At 46.6% G+C, this 19,139-nt stretch carries 18 protein-coding genes; 4 read left to right on the top strand and 14 right to left on the bottom strand.

Annotated features, from left to right (window positions below; genetic code table 11):
• Positions 1 to 105 precede the first annotated feature (105 nt).
• From yunB to zwf (J2T16_RS19770), 3 genes are all read right to left on the bottom strand, one after another.
• Positions 106 to 1,056 carry a sporulation protein YunB gene (gene yunB, locus J2T16_RS19780; protein ID WP_154985894.1) on the bottom strand — a complete coding sequence of 317 codons (951 nt, stop codon included), beginning with the start codon at positions 1,054 to 1,056 and terminating at the stop codon, positions 106 to 108.
• A gap of 250 nt (positions 1,057 to 1,306) precedes the next feature.
• Entirely contained in the window at positions 1,307 to 2,200 is an 894-nt protein-coding gene (gene gnd / locus J2T16_RS19775) for a phosphogluconate dehydrogenase (NAD(+)-dependent, decarboxylating) (RefSeq protein WP_090919660.1), read from the bottom strand.
• A gap of 372 nt (positions 2,201 to 2,572) precedes the next feature.
• Positions 2,573 to 4,030, bottom strand: a complete 1,458-nt coding sequence (zwf, locus tag J2T16_RS19770; RefSeq protein WP_499019092.1) for a glucose-6-phosphate dehydrogenase — start codon at positions 4,028 to 4,030, stop codon at positions 2,573 to 2,575.
• A 425-nt stretch (positions 4,031 to 4,455) separates the two neighbouring features.
• Here zwf (J2T16_RS19770) and J2T16_RS19765 point away from each other — a divergent pair, with 425 nt between their 5' ends.
• Both J2T16_RS19765 and J2T16_RS19760 read left to right on the top strand, forming a co-directional pair.
• Positions 4,456 to 4,776 carry a winged helix-turn-helix transcriptional regulator gene (locus J2T16_RS19765; protein WP_090919666.1) on the top strand — a complete coding sequence of 107 codons (321 nt, stop codon included), beginning with the start codon at positions 4,456 to 4,458 and terminating at the stop codon, positions 4,774 to 4,776.
• 278 nt (positions 4,777 to 5,054) lie between these two features.
• Complete coding sequence (locus tag J2T16_RS19760) at positions 5,055 to 5,771, top strand: hypothetical protein (protein ID WP_499019091.1); 717 nt, start codon at positions 5,055 to 5,057, stop codon at positions 5,769 to 5,771.
• 77 nt (positions 5,772 to 5,848) lie between these two features.
• Here the strand turns inward: J2T16_RS19760 and J2T16_RS19755 are convergent, their stop codons facing one another.
• A complete protein-coding gene (locus tag J2T16_RS19755; RefSeq protein WP_499019090.1) occupies positions 5,849 to 7,009 on the bottom strand; it encodes a Gfo/Idh/MocA family protein in 1,161 nt (386 codons plus the stop codon).
• A 115-nt stretch (positions 7,010 to 7,124) separates the two neighbouring features.
• On the opposite strand from J2T16_RS19755, the gene J2T16_RS19750 reads away from it, so the two are divergent.
• A complete protein-coding gene (locus tag J2T16_RS19750) occupies positions 7,125 to 8,030 on the top strand; it encodes an AraC family transcriptional regulator (RefSeq protein WP_221789987.1) in 906 nt (301 codons plus the stop codon).
• Between the two features lie 9 nt (positions 8,031 to 8,039).
• Here the strand turns inward: J2T16_RS19750 and J2T16_RS19745 are convergent, their stop codons facing one another.
• From J2T16_RS19745 to J2T16_RS19730, 4 genes are all read right to left on the bottom strand, one after another.
• Positions 8,040 to 8,807, bottom strand: coding sequence for a DUF3600 domain-containing protein (locus J2T16_RS19745; protein ID WP_221789988.1), 768 nt, complete (start codon positions 8,805 to 8,807; stop codon positions 8,040 to 8,042).
• Positions 8,794 to 9,387, bottom strand: a complete 594-nt coding sequence (locus J2T16_RS19740) for a sigma-70 family RNA polymerase sigma factor (protein ID WP_221789989.1) — start codon at positions 9,385 to 9,387, stop codon at positions 8,794 to 8,796. The genes J2T16_RS19745 and J2T16_RS19740 overlap by 14 nt, the downstream gene beginning before the upstream one ends.
• A gap of 254 nt (positions 9,388 to 9,641) precedes the next feature.
• Positions 9,642 to 10,430 (bottom strand): TrmH family RNA methyltransferase, encoded by a 789-nt coding sequence (locus tag J2T16_RS19735; RefSeq protein ID WP_221789990.1) that lies wholly within the window; start codon positions 10,428 to 10,430, stop codon positions 9,642 to 9,644.
• A gap of 42 nt (positions 10,431 to 10,472) precedes the next feature.
• On the bottom strand, positions 10,473 to 11,135 hold the full coding sequence (locus tag J2T16_RS19730) for a potassium channel family protein (RefSeq protein ID WP_221789992.1): 663 nt from the start codon (positions 11,133 to 11,135) through the stop codon (positions 10,473 to 10,475).
• Positions 11,136 to 11,303: 168 nt separating this feature from the next.
• Here J2T16_RS19730 and sspI point away from each other — a divergent pair, with 168 nt between their 5' ends.
• On the top strand, positions 11,304 to 11,537 hold the full coding sequence (gene sspI / locus J2T16_RS19725) for a small acid-soluble spore protein SspI (RefSeq protein ID WP_036673259.1): 234 nt from the start codon (positions 11,304 to 11,306) through the stop codon (positions 11,535 to 11,537).
• Between the two features lie 161 nt (positions 11,538 to 11,698).
• On the opposite strand, the gene J2T16_RS19720 is transcribed toward sspI, so the two are convergent.
• The 6 genes from J2T16_RS19720 to J2T16_RS19695 all read right to left on the bottom strand — a co-directional run bounded on the left by J2T16_RS19720 (position 11,699) and on the right by J2T16_RS19695 (position 19,105).
• Positions 11,699 to 13,282, bottom strand: a complete 1,584-nt coding sequence (locus J2T16_RS19720) for a peptide chain release factor 3 (RefSeq protein WP_090919682.1) — start codon at positions 13,280 to 13,282, stop codon at positions 11,699 to 11,701.
• A 396-nt stretch (positions 13,283 to 13,678) separates the two neighbouring features.
• Positions 13,679 to 14,077 (bottom strand): DoxX family protein, encoded by a 399-nt coding sequence (locus tag J2T16_RS19715; RefSeq protein WP_053783291.1) that lies wholly within the window; start codon positions 14,075 to 14,077, stop codon positions 13,679 to 13,681.
• A 496-nt stretch (positions 14,078 to 14,573) separates the two neighbouring features.
• Positions 14,574 to 16,124, bottom strand: coding sequence for a glucose-6-phosphate dehydrogenase (gene zwf, locus J2T16_RS19710; RefSeq protein WP_499019089.1), 1,551 nt, complete (start codon positions 16,122 to 16,124; stop codon positions 14,574 to 14,576).
• Positions 16,125 to 16,302: 178 nt separating this feature from the next.
• The gene (locus J2T16_RS19705; protein WP_499019088.1) at positions 16,303 to 17,133 is read right to left on the bottom strand and encodes a YwmB family TATA-box binding protein; all 831 of its coding nucleotides are present in this window, start codon (positions 17,131 to 17,133) and stop codon (positions 16,303 to 16,305) included.
• A 246-nt stretch (positions 17,134 to 17,379) separates the two neighbouring features.
• The gene (locus J2T16_RS19700; RefSeq protein ID WP_090919691.1) at positions 17,380 to 18,048 is read right to left on the bottom strand and encodes a response regulator transcription factor; all 669 of its coding nucleotides are present in this window, start codon (positions 18,046 to 18,048) and stop codon (positions 17,380 to 17,382) included.
• Positions 17,990 to 19,105, bottom strand: a complete 1,116-nt coding sequence (locus J2T16_RS19695) for a sensor histidine kinase (RefSeq protein ID WP_090919694.1) — start codon at positions 19,103 to 19,105, stop codon at positions 17,990 to 17,992. Before J2T16_RS19695 ends, J2T16_RS19700 begins: the two co-directional genes overlap by 59 nt.
• Positions 19,106 to 19,139 lie beyond the last annotated feature (34 nt).

Genomic DNA, 19,139 nt, shown 5'->3' with positions numbered 1-19,139 from the left:
CTCTGAAAGGGGAACCTCTACGATTGACGAGAGGTTCCCCTTTCTCTTTCTATGGTTAAGCTTGATGGAATATTGCCTGAGAGCAAGCAATCCAGCGCTTCGCGCCTAATGCCCATTTTGTCCGGACTGAAAACTCCCGTTCAGATCAGGCGGGTCCAGTTCAAGTTCCAGCCCGTTTGACTGTGTATTGTTTCCCGGCGCTTGCTGCGGATTTGGAATCTGTGGCTGATTACCTGGTGTCTCACCACTATTGTGCGCGCCGTTTCCATTGCCATTACCACTGTTCGTACCACTTCCACTTCCCGTGTGACCGTTACCGCCGTTAGATACGCCTGCCTGCCCTGAAGGCAAGGCAATTGCGGGAGCATTACTACCGTTGCTTCCGACAGGCCTGCCCTGATTATCGTAATAATACATCGGTACATCACCCACAACGAGTAAATATGAGATCGGGATTTCGGTATCTACGGTCTCAGGTTCCATGTCAAAAGGCACTACAACGGCAACCTCGGCAATAATGTGGATGTATACCTCGACCAGAATCATGTTAATACCTGCATTCTGCTGACGGGTGTTCAGGTCAACCTTCACCGCCCCCTGAGGTTCAATACGAACGGGGATGCTTGGGCCAAAGGAAGCCATAACCGGGCTACCCAGCGCCTGCCCCAGCGGTATTTTTTCCTTTAACATATGCACGTTCTGAAGGGTAGACTGCACGACATTCATCGTACTTGCCGTGATGCGCATATGTTCGTTATAGTTCAGCATGAAACCTGAAACTTTGCCCGCCGTATCGGTTTTCCAATCAATCAGACCTTCCGTTGTCTTGCCTTCAGCAACCTGAGCCGTAATCGCTTTATTAATCGCCTCGGTTGCAATCTGCTTCACCCTGATCTTGGCCAGATGCATAATGGGCGGCTTCATCTTTTTGTCCACGTATGCGAAGCCCTGCATCAAACAAAATATAGCTACGAGCAAAGCAATTAACCATACTTTCCGCTTACCGCTTGGCGGCTTAGAGCGTCGTCTGCGGCTTCGCCATCTCTTTCGCATCATCGGAGCTTCCCTCCCCTGCGGGATGAGCCATAGGCTTATATGATATCCATATGCAATGTTGTCCTGAAAAAGAAGGACAGCACCCTGTAATGCACGTTGGAGTGGCCTGATCGGCAAATCCGCAGGATGTGCACATCAGGCTGCTCCAGGCACAAAAAAACCTTCCGCCCGTAACAGATATGTCATCTGCACAGGCGAAAGATTTACTTTTTACAAATAAGGAATCTTTAGGTTTGTTCTAATGAACAGATTAGTTTTTTTCCACCGCATGTCCACCGAATTCGTTACGCAATGCTGCAACGACTTTACCCGTGAACGTATCGGTTTCCAGGGAACGGTAACGCATCAGCAAGGACAGGGCGATAACCGGTGTAGCCGTTTGAAGGTCAAATGCTGTTTCAACGGTCCAGCGGCCTTCGCCGGAAGAGTGCATAACCCCTTTGATTTCATCCAGGTTCGCATCTTTGGAGAACGCACGCTCTGTCAATTCCATCAGCCAAGAACGGATTACGGAACCGTTGTTCCATACACGCGCAACTTGTTCGAAGTCGAAGTCAAATCCGCTTTTCTCCAATACGTCGAAGCCTTCACCGATGGAAGCCATCATACCGTACTCGATTCCGTTGTGCACCATTTTGAGGAAGTGACCGCTACCTGCTTTACCCGCATACAGATAACCGTTTTCTACGGAAGTGTCTTTGAAAGCAGGCTCAACGATCGCCCAAGCTTCTGGATCTCCACCGATCATGTAACATGCACCGTTACGCGCACCTTCCATACCGCCTGAAGTTCCTGCATCCATGTAATGAATGCCTTGTGGTTTCAGCTGCTCGTAACGACGGATGGACTCTTTGTAGTGAGAGTTCCCTGCTTCGATGATGATATCACCTTTGGACAGCAGCGGGCTCACTTCAGCCAGTACAGCGTCCACAACGTTGTGAGGAACCATGATCCACAGCACGCGCGGAGATTCCAAGGATTCAACCATTTCTTTGTATGAAGACACGCCTTGAGCGCCGTATTCTTTCATTTCATTAACCGCTTCTGCATTCAGGTCAAAGGCAACCACTTCGTGTTTGTGATCAATCAGGTTTCTGCCCAGGTTCAAGCCCATTTTTCCGAGTCCGATAAGTCCAAGTTTCATGATAAAATCCTCCTGTTTTGCGAATGTTTTGAGTAGAATCAGGATACAGAACACATTCCGCTTTTGCCCACCAACCGTTCCGGTTACGGATCGTTCTTTCGATCGCTGTTGTATTCCAATTTTTATAATTCCCTAGCTGTACGGGTAAAATTGGACTACAAAGGCGAACACTTCGTTTCTGCAGAATCGATTCCGTCCCCTCCACTACGTGATCCATGATGATGTGTGCTTAAGCCGTGATGCTTCTGCCATCTATATATAAAATGTTTGCGGCCTTCTGGCTGAATAAGTCAGAAGGTCTTATGCAAAATTGGAACGGTATAATTTAAAGCAATGAAATATTTAGAAAATAGTTAAGGAATGTTGCCTCTCTTACCACCAACGGAATCCATTCTCCGCAGTCAGGCGATCGGCTGATTCAGGTCCATTCGAACCTGCACTGTACGTATCCAGTGGAATAGTACCTGCCGCAAAGGCTTCCTGAATCGGTTGTACCCACTGCCATGCCAGTTCAACTTCATTCCAGTGTGCAAAGAAAGTAGAATCTCCACGCATCGCGTCAAAGATCAAGTTCTCGTACGCTTCAGGAACGTTACGTTCTCCTGAGTTAAAAGTCATATGCATCGGTTCTACCTCACCGTGGTTCAGTGGGTTCTTCGCATTTAATTGAAGAGAGATACTTTCGCCAGGACCAATTTCCAGCGTCAACAGGTTTGGAGCCATCGTGTTTTCAGACTCATGATGTCCTGTTTTGAGCGGCGCCTTGAATTCAACGACGATTCGGGTTGATTTCTCAGCCATGCGTTTACCTGTGCGGATATAAAATGGAACCTCGTCCCAGAACGGATCATCCAACCACAGTCTTGCGGCTACATATGTTTCATTCTGTGAGTTAGCAGGGATACCTGGCTCGTCCAAATAACCAACGACTGCGGAGCCTTGAAGCTCGCCTGCACCATATTGGGCGCGAACCACTTCAGATGCTACATTCTCTTTGTTTAATGGGCATAGCGACTCAGCAATTTTTTTCTTTTTATACTGAATTTCTTGCGGTGTGCAACGTTTCGGCAGATGTAATGCAATCATCATCAGCAATTGAAGCATATGGTTCTGGAACATGTCGCGAAGAGCACCACTTTGATCATAATACGCAGCACGTTCCTCAACACCTACAGTTTCACTGGCTGTAATCTGTACGTTCGCAATGTAACGGTTAGACCAAAGTGCTTGAATCACCGGGTTGGCATACGTCAATGTTTCGATGTTCTGTACCATTGGTTTTCCCAGGAAATGGTCGATCCGATAAATTTCTTCTTCCGCAAAGGTATTGCTCAGCTTCTCATTCAGCTCACGAGCAGACTGCAAATCATGTCCAAATGGTTTTTCGATGATTAGTTTCTTCCAGCCTTTTGTGTTACCCAGGCCGCTTTCTTGAATATTCAGTGCGATTGGCTCGAAAAATTCAGGTGCAACCGACATATAGAACATGCGGTTTTCCGGGATATTCAATTCTTGTTCACGCTCTTGCACCAGCTGAAGCAACCGGGTGTAATCTTCAAGCTTCGTATTGTTCAGCGAACAGTAACGGAAAGCTCCGATGAAATCGCGTACCTGTGATGCCTCCTCCGGCTTCTGACGGGAGAATTCCTGTAGTGACTTTTCCACATTCGCTTGGAAGTCTGCATCCGATAGTTCACGACGGCCCAAACCGATGACGGAGAATGCCTTCGGCATTTTCTGATCTACGTACAGATTGTATAATGCAGGGTAAATTTTACGTTTGGCTAAATCGCCTGTTGCCCCGAACAGGACAAATGTCATTGCATCCATTGGAGTGCCTCCTATGATCTGTGCAGTATAGTATATGATGTTGCAAAATGGTCAAATCCAAGCATGACAAAAGACGGAATAAGTGGGCACGACGCCCGCCTTGCCTCCGTTTATTAACGTTGCTTCAATCCAACCATGGGAACATTCCTTCTCTCCACAACCTCAATCAACTTTGATCAGGTTATAAATTGTAACCTTAAGAATTAACGTTACCCATATTACACCTGTCGTCACAATTCGTCAACATTCGTGTCTAACCTGTGAACTCCAGTGTTTACAGGGGTTTTGTTGAATGTTAACGCTTTATGTGGTAAGTTTAATAGCAATTGGATTGTGACATTTTATACATAAGACCTGTGGACAAGAAGGTTACAATAAGTATACTAAGTATAGTACAAGGGATACTAAACCAAAGGAGTACAGTTATGAACGATGATGAGAATGCCAAACAGATGTGCTCAAAAGTGGAACAATCTTATCAGATCATTGGCCGAAAATGGGTAGCTTTAATTATCCATGCGTTGATGGAAGAACCCAAACGCTTCAGTGAAATTCATGCTTATATTCCCGATCTGAGCAAACGTGTATTAAATGAACGTATGAAGGAATTGGAAGAAGAGGGATTGGTCGTGCGGCATGTCGTTACTGAACGTCCTGTTCGGACTGAATATATGTTGTCCCGCAAAGGAAGCGAACTCGGGCGCGCGTTAAGCGCTGTCGAGCGATGGGCGGAGAAATGGTTGTAAGTTTCATTGTACCAACTCACCAATATAATGGCAGAGGTAAGGAGCGTTCATCGCTCTTTCACCTCTGCTATTTTATTCCTATTCTTTACATCATAAGATAAGCAACCGATAAATTATTATAGCTACAATAAATTCCAACAAAGGAAGGTACATAACTTGAAAAGCCTTAAACGTATGGCCGCTTGCTCTATTTTAACTGCATTATTATTAGGTTCCACAACCGTAACAGCTGAATATGTAATTCAAGACCAGTACAGTGAAAAATTAACTGCTCGGACGTGGGAAGGAATATCGGACAAGGATTAGCCAATAGCAAAGCAACTTCTCCGCAACAGTTTGATGGTGAAAGTACACTTACGAGGGCAGAGGCACTTCAATGGATACGCCAACTTGCTTTACATGGAAAACTAACCATTGAGCAAAGACCAAAAATCCCTACGGACCTCGGTCTTCTGCCTGAAATGGCGAACACACCTCCTGAGGTGATTCCTGATTTTAGTACAGAACCTGTGACGGATGAAGATTTTAATTTGGTTATTCAGGGCAATAATTCAGAACTCAGATTTGGAGACTCGAAAAAATCCATTGATGCACAATTTGGTAATTCTTCAGGGAAGAGTATTTTTGATGACGATATGTATCCGTTATTCAATGCTCATTTTAACCAAAATGGAGAATTAGATGGCTGGAAAACATACTTATATGAAGAAGATTCCATTCAATCAGGTGTTTCACGACTTACGAAAAAAGGAATCGTATTGGGTGAAAGCACCATAACCGATGTTATAAGCCGATATGGATCATCTGGAGTAAGAGGAAATGGGATCATCGATTATCACTATAAAAAGATGAATGATGGTACTTATCAGGATATTTCAATCTATGATCGTATATCAAATATGGAAGATGTATGTATGATCGCATTTCTGGTTGATAATAAAACACAGGTAGTCTACGAAATCATCGTAAAATCATCACTAAAGGATGCCTTTTAGCTAATTTCTAGAGTAACATTTTTAAGAAAAGATCCCCTTTCGGTTACTCGAAAGGGGATTTGATTTACATAAGACGATTACTCTTCATCCAATCGGCGTCCAAGCGTAATACCTATATCCTCAAAATTTTCAACAGACGACTTTTTCTCATAAAAGTGAACCACATGCCTTATCATACTCTCTCTGGAATAAAATGTATCGTCCGATGGTATTGGAAAAACCACCTTCTCCCCCGTACTTGCAGACTTATATATCCCAACAATTAGCTCCAGTGTATTCCGTCCGCTCTCCCCATCAACAACTAGCGATGTCCCATACTCTATAGCATCCAACACATTCTCAACCTGTCCGGCGTGGCCTGAATGAATAACTTCCGGCAATGCATCATACTCCTGCTGAAGCTTACGTTCAAGATCCGGATTAGGTTCGGGGAATCCATTACTTTGCGAAGTGGATGCGACCACTTTCCAGGGAACGGACACGCGGGCTTCTTTTCCTTGAAAAATCAACTGCTGCTCCTCTCCGTGATGTACCACGGAACTTGTAATCATGCCCACTGCTCCTTGGCTGAAGCGTAGCATCGCCATAGATATGTCCTCCACCTCGGCATTATCATGCGCCGTATTGGCCATCATAGCCTGCACTTCGATGGGCGCCCCCATCATCCAGAGCATGGCATCTAAATGATGTACCGCATGATTAAGCGTACAGCCGCCGCCTTCTTTTTCCCAGGTCCCGCGCCACCACAGATCATAATAGGAATGTCCCCGCCACCAGTAGGAGTCCACTTGAACATGGAAAATTGGCCCCATATGCCGGCTATCCAGTACACTTTTAAGCTTCATCATGGGAGTGGTAAATCGATTCTGGGCAATAACCGACAGCAGTGTGCCTCTATCCTGCGCTGCTTTCAGCATCTGGTCCGCTTCCTCCAATGAAGAAGCCATCGGTTTTTCAACTAATACATGCTTGCCGGCCTTCATGAAATCACACGCGATGGAAGCATGAGTATATGGAGGTGTACAGATCGATACAAGATCAATATCGTTTTGAAGTAGTTCATGATAATCCGCTACTGCCACAGCATCGTGTAGTCCGTATTCTTCAATTCGTTTTTGCGCTTTTTCCATATACACATCGACTACTGCCACAATCCGGCACCGCTCCGGGAACTTCATATACGCAGAGATATGCGCATTACTAATCGCACCCGCACCAATAATAGCTACATTAATCATCACTCTATCCCTCCCTTAGTTTCTTCACAATACCTCAGAATAGAGCGCTTTTATGCATGTATTCTGTGATAAAATATAACTATCTTGCGATGGTAAGGGAGGTCATCTGATTTCTATGCCACATATAAGTGATAGACAATTCAGCCTGGTATGTCGCCGTACATCCCGTGCAACCTTTCGTGAGGTTTTTCATGCTCATTCACAGCTTGAATTAACATATATTCATGACGGTTACGGGCAGTTGATTACCGAGGGACAGGTATTTCCGCTTGAACCGGGTACACTTATGATTTTCCGCCCCTTTCAGATGCACCATGTGCAAATTCAGGTATCCGAAGCACACCCATTTGTACGCACGGTGCTTATGGTGGAGTTAGAGTTACTACACGCCTATTGGCCACACTTCATAACCACGCATCATTTTACCGAGCACCTTCTCAACGAGCAGCATTCTATTCAACCGATCTTTCTCTTACCGGATTCACTACTCATTCAGCGAATGGAACATTTCGGCGAACAATACCCTGAGTTATTACCTCATGAGCTTGCTGAAGATGCTTGTCTTTTTGTACTGGATGTACTGACGCAACTACGTCACATCTGGAACACACTAGCCCGTCTCCCGGATCAGTATTTGTCAAACCAACCAACAGGTCATTCAGAAATCATCGATCCCCACGCCCAAGCAACCATGCAGTGGATTGAGCAACACTACGCGGAACCTTTTCGTTTAGAACACATTGCGAGTGAGTTGCATCTCTCTGCCTATCACCTGTCCCATGTGTTTAAAAAGGCGACCGGCACCAGCATTATTGCATATGCTCAGGCCACCCGTATTCGTCAAGCCTGCGTACTGCTTGGTCGTACATCTTTATCCGTTCCAGAGATCGGCCACCGTGTCGGCATGTCTAGCCCCTCTTATTTTTGCAAAGTATTTCGTAAAACCACCGGCACCACACCACACCAATATCGGTTGAGGATGAGAGGTAGCCATGAGATGGGACGGACGGAAAAAGAATAGCTAGCATAATCAGCGCACATGCAGCCCGATCTTTTCCAAATACACACTCATACGTTCTGTTAATTGATCCAGTTCAGCCCGCTGTTCATTGGATAACCGATCCATGTGATAGCTTCCGTCCGTGTCTTCCACTGTCGTCTTGTACGTCTTCATCTGTTCATATACAGATCTAAAATCGGCATATTCTTCCTTCGTAAATAACTTTTCTGCCTTGGTAAACTGTTCCGCCCAAAATTCATCCTCGTCCATAAGTCTCGGTGAAACAGGTATAGCTGTTGACGAATTATTCTCTAACCCTTCCATTTTATTAAAAAAGGGTTGCAACTTTGCCGTGATCTGCTTGTATTTTTCCTGCTCCTCCTTACTCCAGCTATCCGGATTCATTTTCCCCTGGGCATCAGCATGGGTCAATGCCATCTGTGCAAATTGTTTGAGCAGTCCCATATATAATACGAATTCACTTTCCGTAAAATGAGCCTGTGCCTGTTGCAGCTTTGCTTCCAATCGCTCATAATCCGCTACAGTGCCTCCTAAGGCAGTGATGTTATGTGGCGAGCTGTATATACTGTCAGCCAGATAGGTATACCCTGCGTAAGCTCCTGTAGGGATAATAAGTACGGCCGCGAGCAATGCAGTAACCCACCATTTTCTGCCGCGAGTTAGGAGAGACGATTTTTTTCGAACGTCATGGAGTACGTTATGTTTGACACGAGCCGAGATAATCCAATCTTTCGTTTCCTCCTGATATGCCGACCGTAACTGTTCATCCAATTTCATTGGCATTGTCCACCTTTCTCGCAAATTCGGAGTGCAGTTGTTGCTGCTGTCTCAGCTTGGTAAGTGCCGCATGGATTCGAGATTTGACCGTCCCCAGCGGGATATCTAAAATGTCAGCGACTTCTTCCTGGGTATACTCGTTCAAATAGTGTAATGTAACCACCTGTTGCAACTTGTAAGGCAGACGCTGTACTTGCGTCAGTAAGGGACGATTGGCCAATCTATGGATTAGTTGGGACGAGAAATCAACTTCCATGCCCGTATCGGTATCCATCTGTTCAATCCGTTGCTTGAAGCGAAACTGCATCATTTTCCTGCGTCGATAACTCTTGACCTGTCGCATGCTAACCCCCATTAACCATGGCCGAAAAGCACGTCCAGTATCATATCGTGCCAGGGATCGATAAGCCTGAATATAAATCTCCTGCACCAGATCCTCGGCATCCGCCGCATCATGCACTAGAAAACGAACCGTACGATACACATCCGTTACCGTCTTCTCATATAACTCTCCATAAGCTTCATGGTCTCCAGCCAAGGTCAGTTTCACCAATGTTATGTACTCATTCTCTTCACTCATTTCCCATCCCCCTTTCTGCTGATACTATATATTGGTTTTGGTCTATGATATCGTTCGATTTAATTTGGTGAATTCAATCCTGAATAAAAATAAAACCTATTCCAGACACTTCATATTGAAGGTGGAATAGGTCGTTCAATGCTTCACATCATCACCAAAAAGACTGAAATCTGCTGAGGGAAAACCCTCACTTGTTCCAGTCTCCATTCAATTGGTGGAGGTAATAGGGGTGGATAATAAGGGTAGGTACTATTTCAACCCATCCGCTGCCGCATCGCTTCAAACAACAATATCGTTGCTGCCATCGCGGCGTTAAGCGACTCTGCTTGCCCTTGCATCGGAATCGTAATTGCGTCATCTACGAGCTGTGCCGTGGTGTCTGAGATGCCCTTGCCTTCATTGCCAATGACAAGCCACACCGGCTGGGTAAAATCATAACTGTAACACGAATGCTCTGCCTGCAAAGAGGTGCTAACCAGCCTCACACCTGCGGCTTTTGCCTCAGGAAGCAACGTCTGCAATTCTCCCTCCACAATGGGCAAATGGAACAAAGAGCCCATCGTTGATCGAATCGTCTTCGGATTGTACACATCCGCACAACCAGCGCCAAGAACGACACCTGCGGCTCCGGCAGCATCCGCACTGCGAATGATCGTGCCCACATTTCCTGGATCTTGCACATTGTCAAGCACAACCACCAAACCTTGCGGCTCTGCAATCAGACTTTGTAGCGGCTCTTTGCTTTTTCGCACGATTGCAAATACCGGCTGAGGGGTCATCGTATCCGTACATTTGGCGATCACGGCAGGAGACACACTGACCCACTCGACTCGCTTCAGTGGATTCTCCAGTCCTGCCAGCTCTACAGGCACTCCTTGCTCACCGTCGTACACGATACACTCCAGATCAGCTCCGGCACATAGCGCTTCCTGTACGAGATGAATGCCTTCGATTATATATTTATGTTGACGGGTTCGATGCTTTTTCTCCAGCAACTGTGCCCACTCTTTTACACGTGTATTTTGCGGTGATACAATATCCATCGTTCCATCCTTCCCATTTTCGGGCTCATTATTATTCCTTAATCATTTTGGATAGGCCAGCTCCAGCTTGGTCAGATGATCCTTGTGTCCGACAATAACCAGCACATCTCCATCTACAATCCGATCCTCGGCATAAGGGGAGATGTTCATTGAACCCCCGCTCTTAATTGCCATGACGTTGCAACCAAAGCGTGCCCGAATGTTCAGCTCCAGCAGGTTTTTGCCAATCATCTGTTCGGATGCTCTGATCTCCAAAATGCTGTAATCCTCGGATAATTCAATATAGTCCAGAATGTTGGGTGATGTTAAGTGATGCGCTACACGCAGACCCATATCCCTTTCCGGGTAAATGACTTTGTCCGCACCAATCTTCTGCAACACCTTGCCATGTAACTCATTTTGAGCTTTTACAATTAGCACGGGCACACCCATATCCTTCAATATCAAAGTAGTCAATATACTCGCTTGTATATCTTCACCAATCGCTACAACAACAACATCAAAATTACGTATCCCCAGCGCTCTCAGCGCTTCTTCATCCGTTGAGTCTGCCGATACTGCATGGGTTACCACATTGGACATCTCCTGCGTCCGCTGCTCGTTCGCGTCAATCGCCAGCACGTCAAATCCCATGCCGCTCAGTGCATTCGCTATACTTGATCCGAATCGTCCCATACCGATTACAGCATATTGTTTCTTCGCCATCAGGGTATTTAACCTCCCGCTGCATTACGGCAAGACGCACCAGTTCTGGTACGATGCCAACGTAAATAATCCTTCGTAGTATACCACAAAGACGGAAAAACTTGAATGCGCTCACCCTCCACAGGGAACAGTAATACAGCAGCCGAATAAACCGAGGAGGGAATTGCGATGCCCATTACATTAAGCCTGCGTGAAGCGATTGTTCATAAGGTTCATGACAAAAGTGATGACCAGCTCCGGGAGATGATCGAAGGTTCAGTAGACGGACCCGAAGCAGCGTTGCCTGGACTTGGCGCCATTTTCGAGATGATCTGGAAGAACACAGAGCCTGCCAAGCAGGAGGAACTGATTCAGATCGCGCAGGAGCATCTGCACACCATTCCCGTACAACCGCTTCGATAATCGAAGCACTGACGGGTGAAGGGAACCATCAAACCGTTTGTTCTGTCTGCAAAAAAAAGCTCCCCTAACCCGGCAGGATAAATTCTGCCGAGATCGGTAAGGGTAAAGCAAAAAAATCCCTCCACCACCCGGCGGAGGGATTTCATTATATCAAGATAACATTAAGGCGCGGTTTCGAGGAACTTTGCCGTTGGATTTTTATCGATCGCCGTTCTCATCGCATACTCATTCTCGAACAGTACAACGTAATTGCCCTTTTTATCTTTTACCAGGGCAGAGTTAATCCGGAATTTACTCGGGTCTAAGTTCTCGTCCACGATCCAGCGGGCAAACTGATACTGCATCCGTTGCAACTGCACATCTACCCCATATTCACCCTTCATCCGGTATTCGAATACCTCGAACTGGAGCTGACCGACTACACCCAGAATGGTCTCATCAAAGCTCACCGTGTTAAATACCTGAATAGTACCTTCCTCCGTAAGCTGATCGATCCCTTTTTGATACTGTTTGTGTTTCAGGGCATTTTTAACCGTCACTTTGGCAAAAATCTCTGGCGAGAACGTTGGCAATTCATCAAATACGACTTCACTGCCCTGACTCAGCGAATCACCAATCCGGAAAATTCCCGGATCGAACAGACCGATGATGTCGCCAGCATAAGCCTCTTCGACGATATCCCGATCCTGTGCCAGGAATTGCTGCGGTTGGGACAGCTTAATTTCTTTGCCTACACGATTATGCTTCACGCTCATGCCGCGCTCGAACTTACCGGACACAATACGCAAGAACGCGATCCGGTCGCGGTGTGCAGGGTTCATATTCGCCTGAATTTTGAATACATAACCCGTGAACTTCTCATTCGTTGGTTCAATTTCGCCTGCGGTACTGCGGCGCGGTTCCGGCTTCGGAGCCAGCTCCAGGAAATTTTCGAGGAACGTCTGCACACCAAAATTGTTGATGGCACTACCGAAGAAAATCGGTGTCAGTTCACCCTTCTGTACCTTTTCCATATCAAATGGGTCACCTGCTACATCCAGAAGCTCAAGCTCCTGACATAGCTGATCATGCAGATACTCACCCGCCATCTCGCGGATAATCGGATCCTTGTATCCATCGACTTTTTGCACTTTGATCGTCGAATGATCGTCGCCTTGGAACAGCTCCACCTGATTTTTCATCCGGTCATACACACCGCACAGATCACGGCCTGTACCAATTGGCCAGTTCATAGGGACGGAGCGAATACCCAATACGTTTTCCAGTTCTTCCATCAGGTCAAACGGACTTTGTCCCTCACGGTCCAGTTTGTTGATAAACGTAAAGATCGGAATGCCACGCTTCGCACATACCTGGAACAATTTGATCGTCTGTGCCTCGACACCTTTTGCCACGTCAATCAACATCACCGCGCTGTCGGCAGCTGTCAGTGTACGATACGTGTCCTCACTGAAGTCTTGGTGACCTGGAGTATCCAAAATGTTAACCCGATGATCCAGATAATCGAACTGCATGACAGAGGACGTAACCGAGATCCCCCGCTGTTTCTCGATTTCCATCCAGTCACTTGTCGCGTGTTTGCTTGCTTTCCGGGCTTTAACCGTTCCTGCAAGGCGAATCGCGCCCCCGAACAACAGTAGCTTCTCGGTCAAAGTCGTTTTACCCGCATCGGGGTGAGAGATAATGGCAAACGTGCGACGTTTGTCCACTTCCTTTTGAAGAATGTTATTTGCAGCTTTGCTCATAGCGTCTATCCCTTTCATCCGTTCATTCACGTTAATCCGGCCAGCGCCGGTCGTCCATAGAGTCACTTGGTAAACTTTCAAACGTAGTTGTAAAATCTAAAACTTTATGCCACCCGGCTAAGCCGGTTGATTATAAACTCGCATGTCATCCTCATCATCAGAGGTACACGATAAATTCATTTTACACATTTACAATGGAGTTCATCCTTTCAGATCGGTGCTTCCATTCATGCTTTTTCCCTCGTTCTCAATTCAACTCTCCTATTGTACCATAATCTGTGCCGAAAATAACCGATTACGTTCCACCAATTCAACACTTTTCTTCGCAAAAAAAAGAACCCTTCCGCCATGTAACTGGCATCCGGGTTCCTCTCATGTCTTACAGATCATTCGATTTTAGAAAATCAGTGCATCCAGCGCATATTGCCCGCCGCCTGTCAGAGCCAGAGCTACGCCCACCACAAGGATGGCGAGGTTATACTCGAATCCGTTCTGTGTAGACCAGTAACCGTTAGCACCATGTACTTTAACGATGGCAATCACCATAGTCAGTGCGATCAGGATGCCACCTACCGGTGTCAGCAGACCCAGCGCCAGCAATAGTCCGCCGCCGAACTCTGCAAGTCCTGCCAGCAAAGCAACGAGTGCACCAGGTTTCATGCCCATCGATTCAAACCAACCGCCTGTACCTTTGATGCCGTAACCCCCGAACCATCCAAACAGCTTCTGTGCCCCGTGCGCCATGAACGACAAACCAATCACCAAACGAATCAACAACAACCCTACATCCAACATCATTTTCTTTTCCTCCATTCGATATATACAAAATAGTATTCTTAGATTAAAGATATTATGCGAAAATTTTTTCATGATACTGTCTGCCCGCAAACCCCTTCAACTGGTTTACCTTTTATCTCATGAATGTTCCTCTGCGTCGGATTTATATATCATTTTTTTTGACCGAACGCAGCAGGTCTTTTGCTTAACTCTTTAACTCATGTGTTGAGTATAAGTTATTAACTTACTTTTTGTCAACAACTTAATTTAAATTATTTATTTCCTTTTGGTGGAACCTCTTTGGATCTACTTCTATGTCCGTGACTTCGATTCACTATCAACAGAAAAAAGCCTGAAAGACCGCATCTCTCATGCGATCTTTCAAGGCCCTTTTCAAACACAGATAGTTGAACTAAAGGGAGTTACACAGAGCATTCCGATGGAAAACCACCTGAACATTCGTGTTATCCCTTAATAACCTTTAAATTCCTTTATGGTCGATTCCCTCATGAGCTTAACTGTTCACATGCCAAATGACGCTATCCTCATCCTGCCCATTCACCGGCCACCAGTGGAAACCATCCTGCTCCAGCAACTTCGCTGTCTCCTCCGGGCCCCATGTTCCTGCCGGATACGTGTGCAATTCACCCTGATTACGGCCCCAAGCAGCCGCGATTCGGTCGACAAAAGACCATGCGGTCGCCACCTCATCCCAGCGGGTGAAGTACGTGGAATCGCCTTCTGCTGCATCATGCAGCAAACGCTCATAAGCTTCGGGCGAGTTGATTCCGATCATGCAGCTCTGACAGAAGTCCATCGCCAGGGGCTGAATCTCGGAATCAGAGCCTGGCTTTTTGGCATTAATTTTAATATAAATGCCTTCCATCGGATTTACCCGAATCACAAGCAGATTCGGCTCCAGCTTATATTTTTTACCGAGGTATACGTTATTCGGCATCGATTTGAATTCAACCACAATTTCTGTTGTTTTCACCGGCAGACGTTTGCCTGTCCGAATGTAGAACGGCACACCAGCCCAGCGAAAATTATCTACAAATACGCGTGCTGCAAAATACGTCTCCGTATTGGACTCCGGTTCAACCTTGTCTTCCTGACGGTAGCCCGGAAGCTGTTTGCCTCGGGACTCTCCTTCTGAATACTGAGCACGTACAACGTTGTTACGCACATCTTCATCCGACGTAAACTCACGCAACGAACGGAGCACCTTCACCTTCTCATCCCGGATATCCTCCGGGAACAGACGGCTTGGCGGCTCCATCGCAATCATCGTCAGCATCTGCAACATATGATTCTGACCCATATCACGGAGTGCACCGGAATGATCATAATATCCTCCACGCTCCTCTACACCAACTGTCTCACCTAGTGTAATCTGAACATTGGCGATGTGTTTATTGTTCCAGAGCGGTTCGAAGAAGGCGTTCCCGAAGCGAATCACTTCAATATTTTGCACCATTTCCTTGCCCAAATAGTGGTCAATCCGATAAATTTCCTCTTCCTTGAACACCTCGCGGATCTGTTCATTCAGCTTCTCGGCCGATGGCAGATCATATCCGAACGGCTTCTCAATCACCAGACGATTCCATCCACTGCCCTCCAGCATGCCGCCATCTCTCAAACTGTACGACACACTGCCAAACAACTCAGGCGCCAGTGCCAGATAGAACAGCCGATTTCCCGGTGTTTTGAACTTAGTCTCCAAATGTTCGGTCTGCTCCCGCAGTTCCCGGAACCCGTCCACATTGTTGATGTCCAGTGATTTATATTCAAAATGCTCGGCAAAAGCGTTCCACTCCTGCGAATCCCCTGCCCGGTAACGGCAGAACTCCTGGATAGATTCAAGAAGATCGTCCCGGAACTGTTCCTGTGACCTCGGACGCCTGGCTACGCCAATAACCGCAAAGTCATCAGCAAGCTTGCCTTCACGGTATAAACTGTAGATGGCCGGAAACAACTTCCGGCGGGCCAAATCTCCCGTTGCTCCAAAAATGAAAAACACTGCACCTGGTGTCTGTACTTCATTTTGCATCTGTTTATTGTCCATAGGCTCCTCTTTCCTCCGGGAAGACCTTCTTATCCGCTTCCCGAGCTATGTAATAGTGTTCAGTTCAGTCGATCTCAACAAACCAAATAACAATTACCAGCAAGTCCCAACTTGGATGTGATGATATTTTAGCATATCCCCTGCCGGGAATCAGCTACAATATCATTACCTCCATCAATTAATATTCAATCGTGATCACCGGAAAACCGACAGTAACACGTGCATCATTCTGTCCACTGACTTGATGTACCGCAAGCTGCATATTTAATAGGTGCGAGCCGCTCATAATCTCCAAAGATAACTCTGTCGCCTGATACGAAACACTGGCTGTAGCTCCATCCTCATAACGCTCAACTGCTATCATTTCCAGTTCATCAGAGAGCTTGGCTTCGAGCGCCGCTAACTGTTCACTGGCCTTTATCTCTGCACCAGCCTGAACCGGACTTGATGCATCTATAGTAGATGTTGTGTCATTCCCTTCATTCATCTCACTTAACTTGCCCTGTACGGACATATTCCAGCTTGCTTCGTTCAAGTCGTGTTCAGTCATTGCCTCTGCCACCTGACCATGTAATGCAAGCAATGCCTGACGATCCAGTTTTGCTCTTCCTGCCAGCTGCACGATCACATAATATTCATCCTGTTCTGTACTCGCTACATTAAGCAACAACCCTATTGGAGATTCAGAAACGCCAACTTTCCCCTCGCTTCGATATACATCATGTCCGGTTTGAACATCCTGAACGGGAGCTTCAAGTCCCAGATCTGCTGCCAGCTTCATAGCTTGCATACGAGCATCTCCGTGGCCTGCGACTTGCCATTTGATCACCCATTGATCTGCATGTTTGATAACTGCATCTGCTGTATGTAACAATTGCTCCAGTTCTGCCACTTCGGTACCAGAACCTTTCGTTTCTACTTCTACATTCGCTGCATATACCTGTGTAACTCCGATTAAAATTATAATGGCTATGGCAATGACCCCTGTATTCATCCAACGTTTTACCAAGTGAATTCCCCCATTCGCTCTGCCAATCTATGAATCTATCAACAGCATGCCCCCTTCCAACGTGACCTAAACCCCATTACGAGACTCTTTCTATGAATACATACAAAAAAAAGCCCATCCACCACGTTAGGGCAGACCGAGCTTTCCGTTATATTCAACCTTGATTCTTTCATCTGAAATTTTTCAAAATTTTGTTTATTTCCATTCCAGACACATACCTTGCGGCTACCTGGCTATCGTATTATCTTACTCGGCTAATCCATTCTTATAGGCATAAATCGCGGCCTGTGTCCGGTCATCCACATCCAGCTTCGCCAGCAGGTTGGTTACATGGAACTTAACCGTCTTAATACCGATGATCAATTCGTCCGCAATATCCTGATTGGACTTGCCCTGGGCCAGCAAACGCAGAACATCCATCTCACGATCGGTCAGTTCTTCATGTAAAGGCGCCGCCGCTTGCGGCTGTCTGAACCGATTCATCATCTTGGATGCTACCTGTGACTCCAGAACAGATTGCCCGCGGGCAGCGGCACGAATCGCATCAGCTACCTCATTGGCTCTGGACGTTTTCAGCAGATAGCTGAATGCTCCTGCTTCAATGACCGGATACATTTTCTCATCGTCCAGATAACTGGTCAGCACAATGACTTTGCATTCCGGATTCATTTTGAGTACCTGACGTGTCGCTTCAATGCCATCCATACCTTCCATGACAAGGTCCATCAGTACAACGTCCGGCTTATACTCCTGTGCAAGCCTGATGCCTTCCTCTCCGCTTCCGGCTTCACCGATTACTTCAATGCCGTCTTCCGTATCAAGAACCGCGGCAAGACCTATCCGCACCATCTCATGATCATCCACGAGCAACACTCTGATCGACGTTTCCGTCTCCGTTTCGACTTCCGGTTCCATTGACATGTTCTACCTCGCTTTCATCGTTCATCAGAGGGATGGTAATCTCAATCCGTGTTCCTTTGCCAGGTGCCGTCACAAATTGGATGGCTCCCCCAATCTCCGTAACCCGTTCACGCATATTCGCCAAACCATAGGAGGCCTGCTTCTGTTCATCCAGATCGAAGCCCTGCCCGTCGTCTCGAATCAGTACACGAACCGCATCCATTCGGCGTTGCAATCTGATCTCCATTTTCTCCGCTTTTGCATGACGCAACGTATTCGACATCGCTTCTTGCACGATCCGGAATAAATGGTTCTCGATTCCTTTAACCAGATGAATATCCTCGTCCATCTCCAGCACGATCTCCATCGGTACTTTGGTTTTGAGTTCCATCACCAGATCACGCAGACCTTGCTCCAACTGTTTTCCCTCCAGATAGACTGGCCGAAGATGCAACAACAAAGCCCTCATCTCGGACTGAGCCACGGAAGCCATTTCTTCAATTAAAGCAACCTGCCGCTGTGCCCGTTCAAAATCCTTCTCCATCTTCCGGCCTACCGCCGTTGCTGTCATTGAGATCGCAAATAGCTGCTGTGATACCGCATCATGCAATTCCCTTGCAAGCCGTTGTCTCTCCTCTACAATGGCTGTAATTCTGGCCTGTTCGGCCAGCTGTGCATTGTTCGTGGACAACCGCTGGAGGGAAGACACCTGATCCTCCCACTTTTTGCCTATGCGACCCAGTTGTTCACTAAGCCGTCCGACATCATCCTGACCGAGATCGGGTACCGTACGGGAGAGTGATCCTTTTTCCCATTGCAACAAGGTTTCCGTTAACAATTCTAGCCGCCTTTTCACCCTATAACTCTGATAAAATCCAAATACCGCCCCAATCCCGATCAGAAGTAACAACAGAGCCAGCCCGGATTGAATAAGATGACGCCAGCCTGCAAATGGAGCCAGATAACCATATGTATACAATACATATAAAATAACAGCAAACACAATGAAAACAAGGAGGATCCCTTCACGCATACTTCGGGTAACCATATCGGTATGTTTTCTATCCTTCATCCGGGACCTCCTCCTTTTTTTCATCCATTTCTTA

This window comes from Paenibacillus intestini (assembly GCF_030803945.1).
In the GTDB taxonomy this organism is placed as follows: Bacteria; Bacillota; Bacilli; order Paenibacillales; family Paenibacillaceae; genus Paenibacillus; species Paenibacillus polysaccharolyticus.
This window is presented reverse-complemented; position numbering and strand designations above follow the sequence as displayed.

Excerpts from the sequence above, each read along its gene's own strand:
- yunB (WP_154985894.1), bottom strand. The coding sequence starts at position 1,056 with ATGATGCGAAAGAGATGGCGAAGCCGCAGACGACGCTCTAAGCCGCCA.
- gnd (WP_090919660.1), bottom strand. The coding sequence starts at position 2,200 with ATGAAACTTGGACTTATCGGACTCGGAAAAATGGGCTTGAACCTGGGC.
- zwf (WP_499019092.1), bottom strand. The coding sequence starts at position 4,030 with ATGGATGCAATGACATTTGTCCTGTTCGGGGCAACAGGCGATTTAGCC.
- J2T16_RS19765 (WP_090919666.1), top strand. The coding sequence starts at position 4,456 with ATGAACGATGATGAGAATGCCAAACAGATGTGCTCAAAAGTGGAACAA.
- J2T16_RS19755 (WP_499019090.1), bottom strand. The coding sequence starts at position 7,009 with ATGATTAATGTAGCTATTATTGGTGCGGGTGCGATTAGTAATGCGCAT.
- J2T16_RS19750 (WP_221789987.1), top strand. The coding sequence starts at position 7,125 with ATGCCACATATAAGTGATAGACAATTCAGCCTGGTATGTCGCCGTACA.
- J2T16_RS19745 (WP_221789988.1), bottom strand. The coding sequence starts at position 8,807 with ATGAAATTGGATGAACAGTTACGGTCGGCATATCAGGAGGAAACGAAA.
- J2T16_RS19740 (WP_221789989.1), bottom strand. The coding sequence starts at position 9,387 with ATGAGTGAAGAGAATGAGTACATAACATTGGTGAAACTGACCTTGGCT.
- J2T16_RS19735 (WP_221789990.1), bottom strand. The coding sequence starts at position 10,430 with ATGGATATTGTATCACCGCAAAATACACGTGTAAAAGAGTGGGCACAG.
- J2T16_RS19730 (WP_221789992.1), bottom strand. The coding sequence starts at position 11,135 with ATGGCGAAGAAACAATATGCTGTAATCGGTATGGGACGATTCGGATCA.
- sspI (WP_036673259.1), top strand. The coding sequence starts at position 11,304 with ATGCCCATTACATTAAGCCTGCGTGAAGCGATTGTTCATAAGGTTCAT.
- J2T16_RS19720 (WP_090919682.1), bottom strand. The coding sequence starts at position 13,282 with ATGAGCAAAGCTGCAAATAACATTCTTCAAAAGGAAGTGGACAAACGT.
- J2T16_RS19715 (WP_053783291.1), bottom strand. The coding sequence starts at position 14,077 with ATGTTGGATGTAGGGTTGTTGTTGATTCGTTTGGTGATTGGTTTGTCG.
- zwf (WP_499019089.1), bottom strand. The coding sequence starts at position 16,124 with ATGGACAATAAACAGATGCAAAATGAAGTACAGACACCAGGTGCAGTG.
- J2T16_RS19700 (WP_090919691.1), bottom strand. The coding sequence starts at position 18,048 with ATGGAACCGGAAGTCGAAACGGAGACGGAAACGTCGATCAGAGTGTTG.
- J2T16_RS19695 (WP_090919694.1), bottom strand. The coding sequence starts at position 19,105 with ATGAAGGATAGAAAACATACCGATATGGTTACCCGAAGTATGCGTGAA.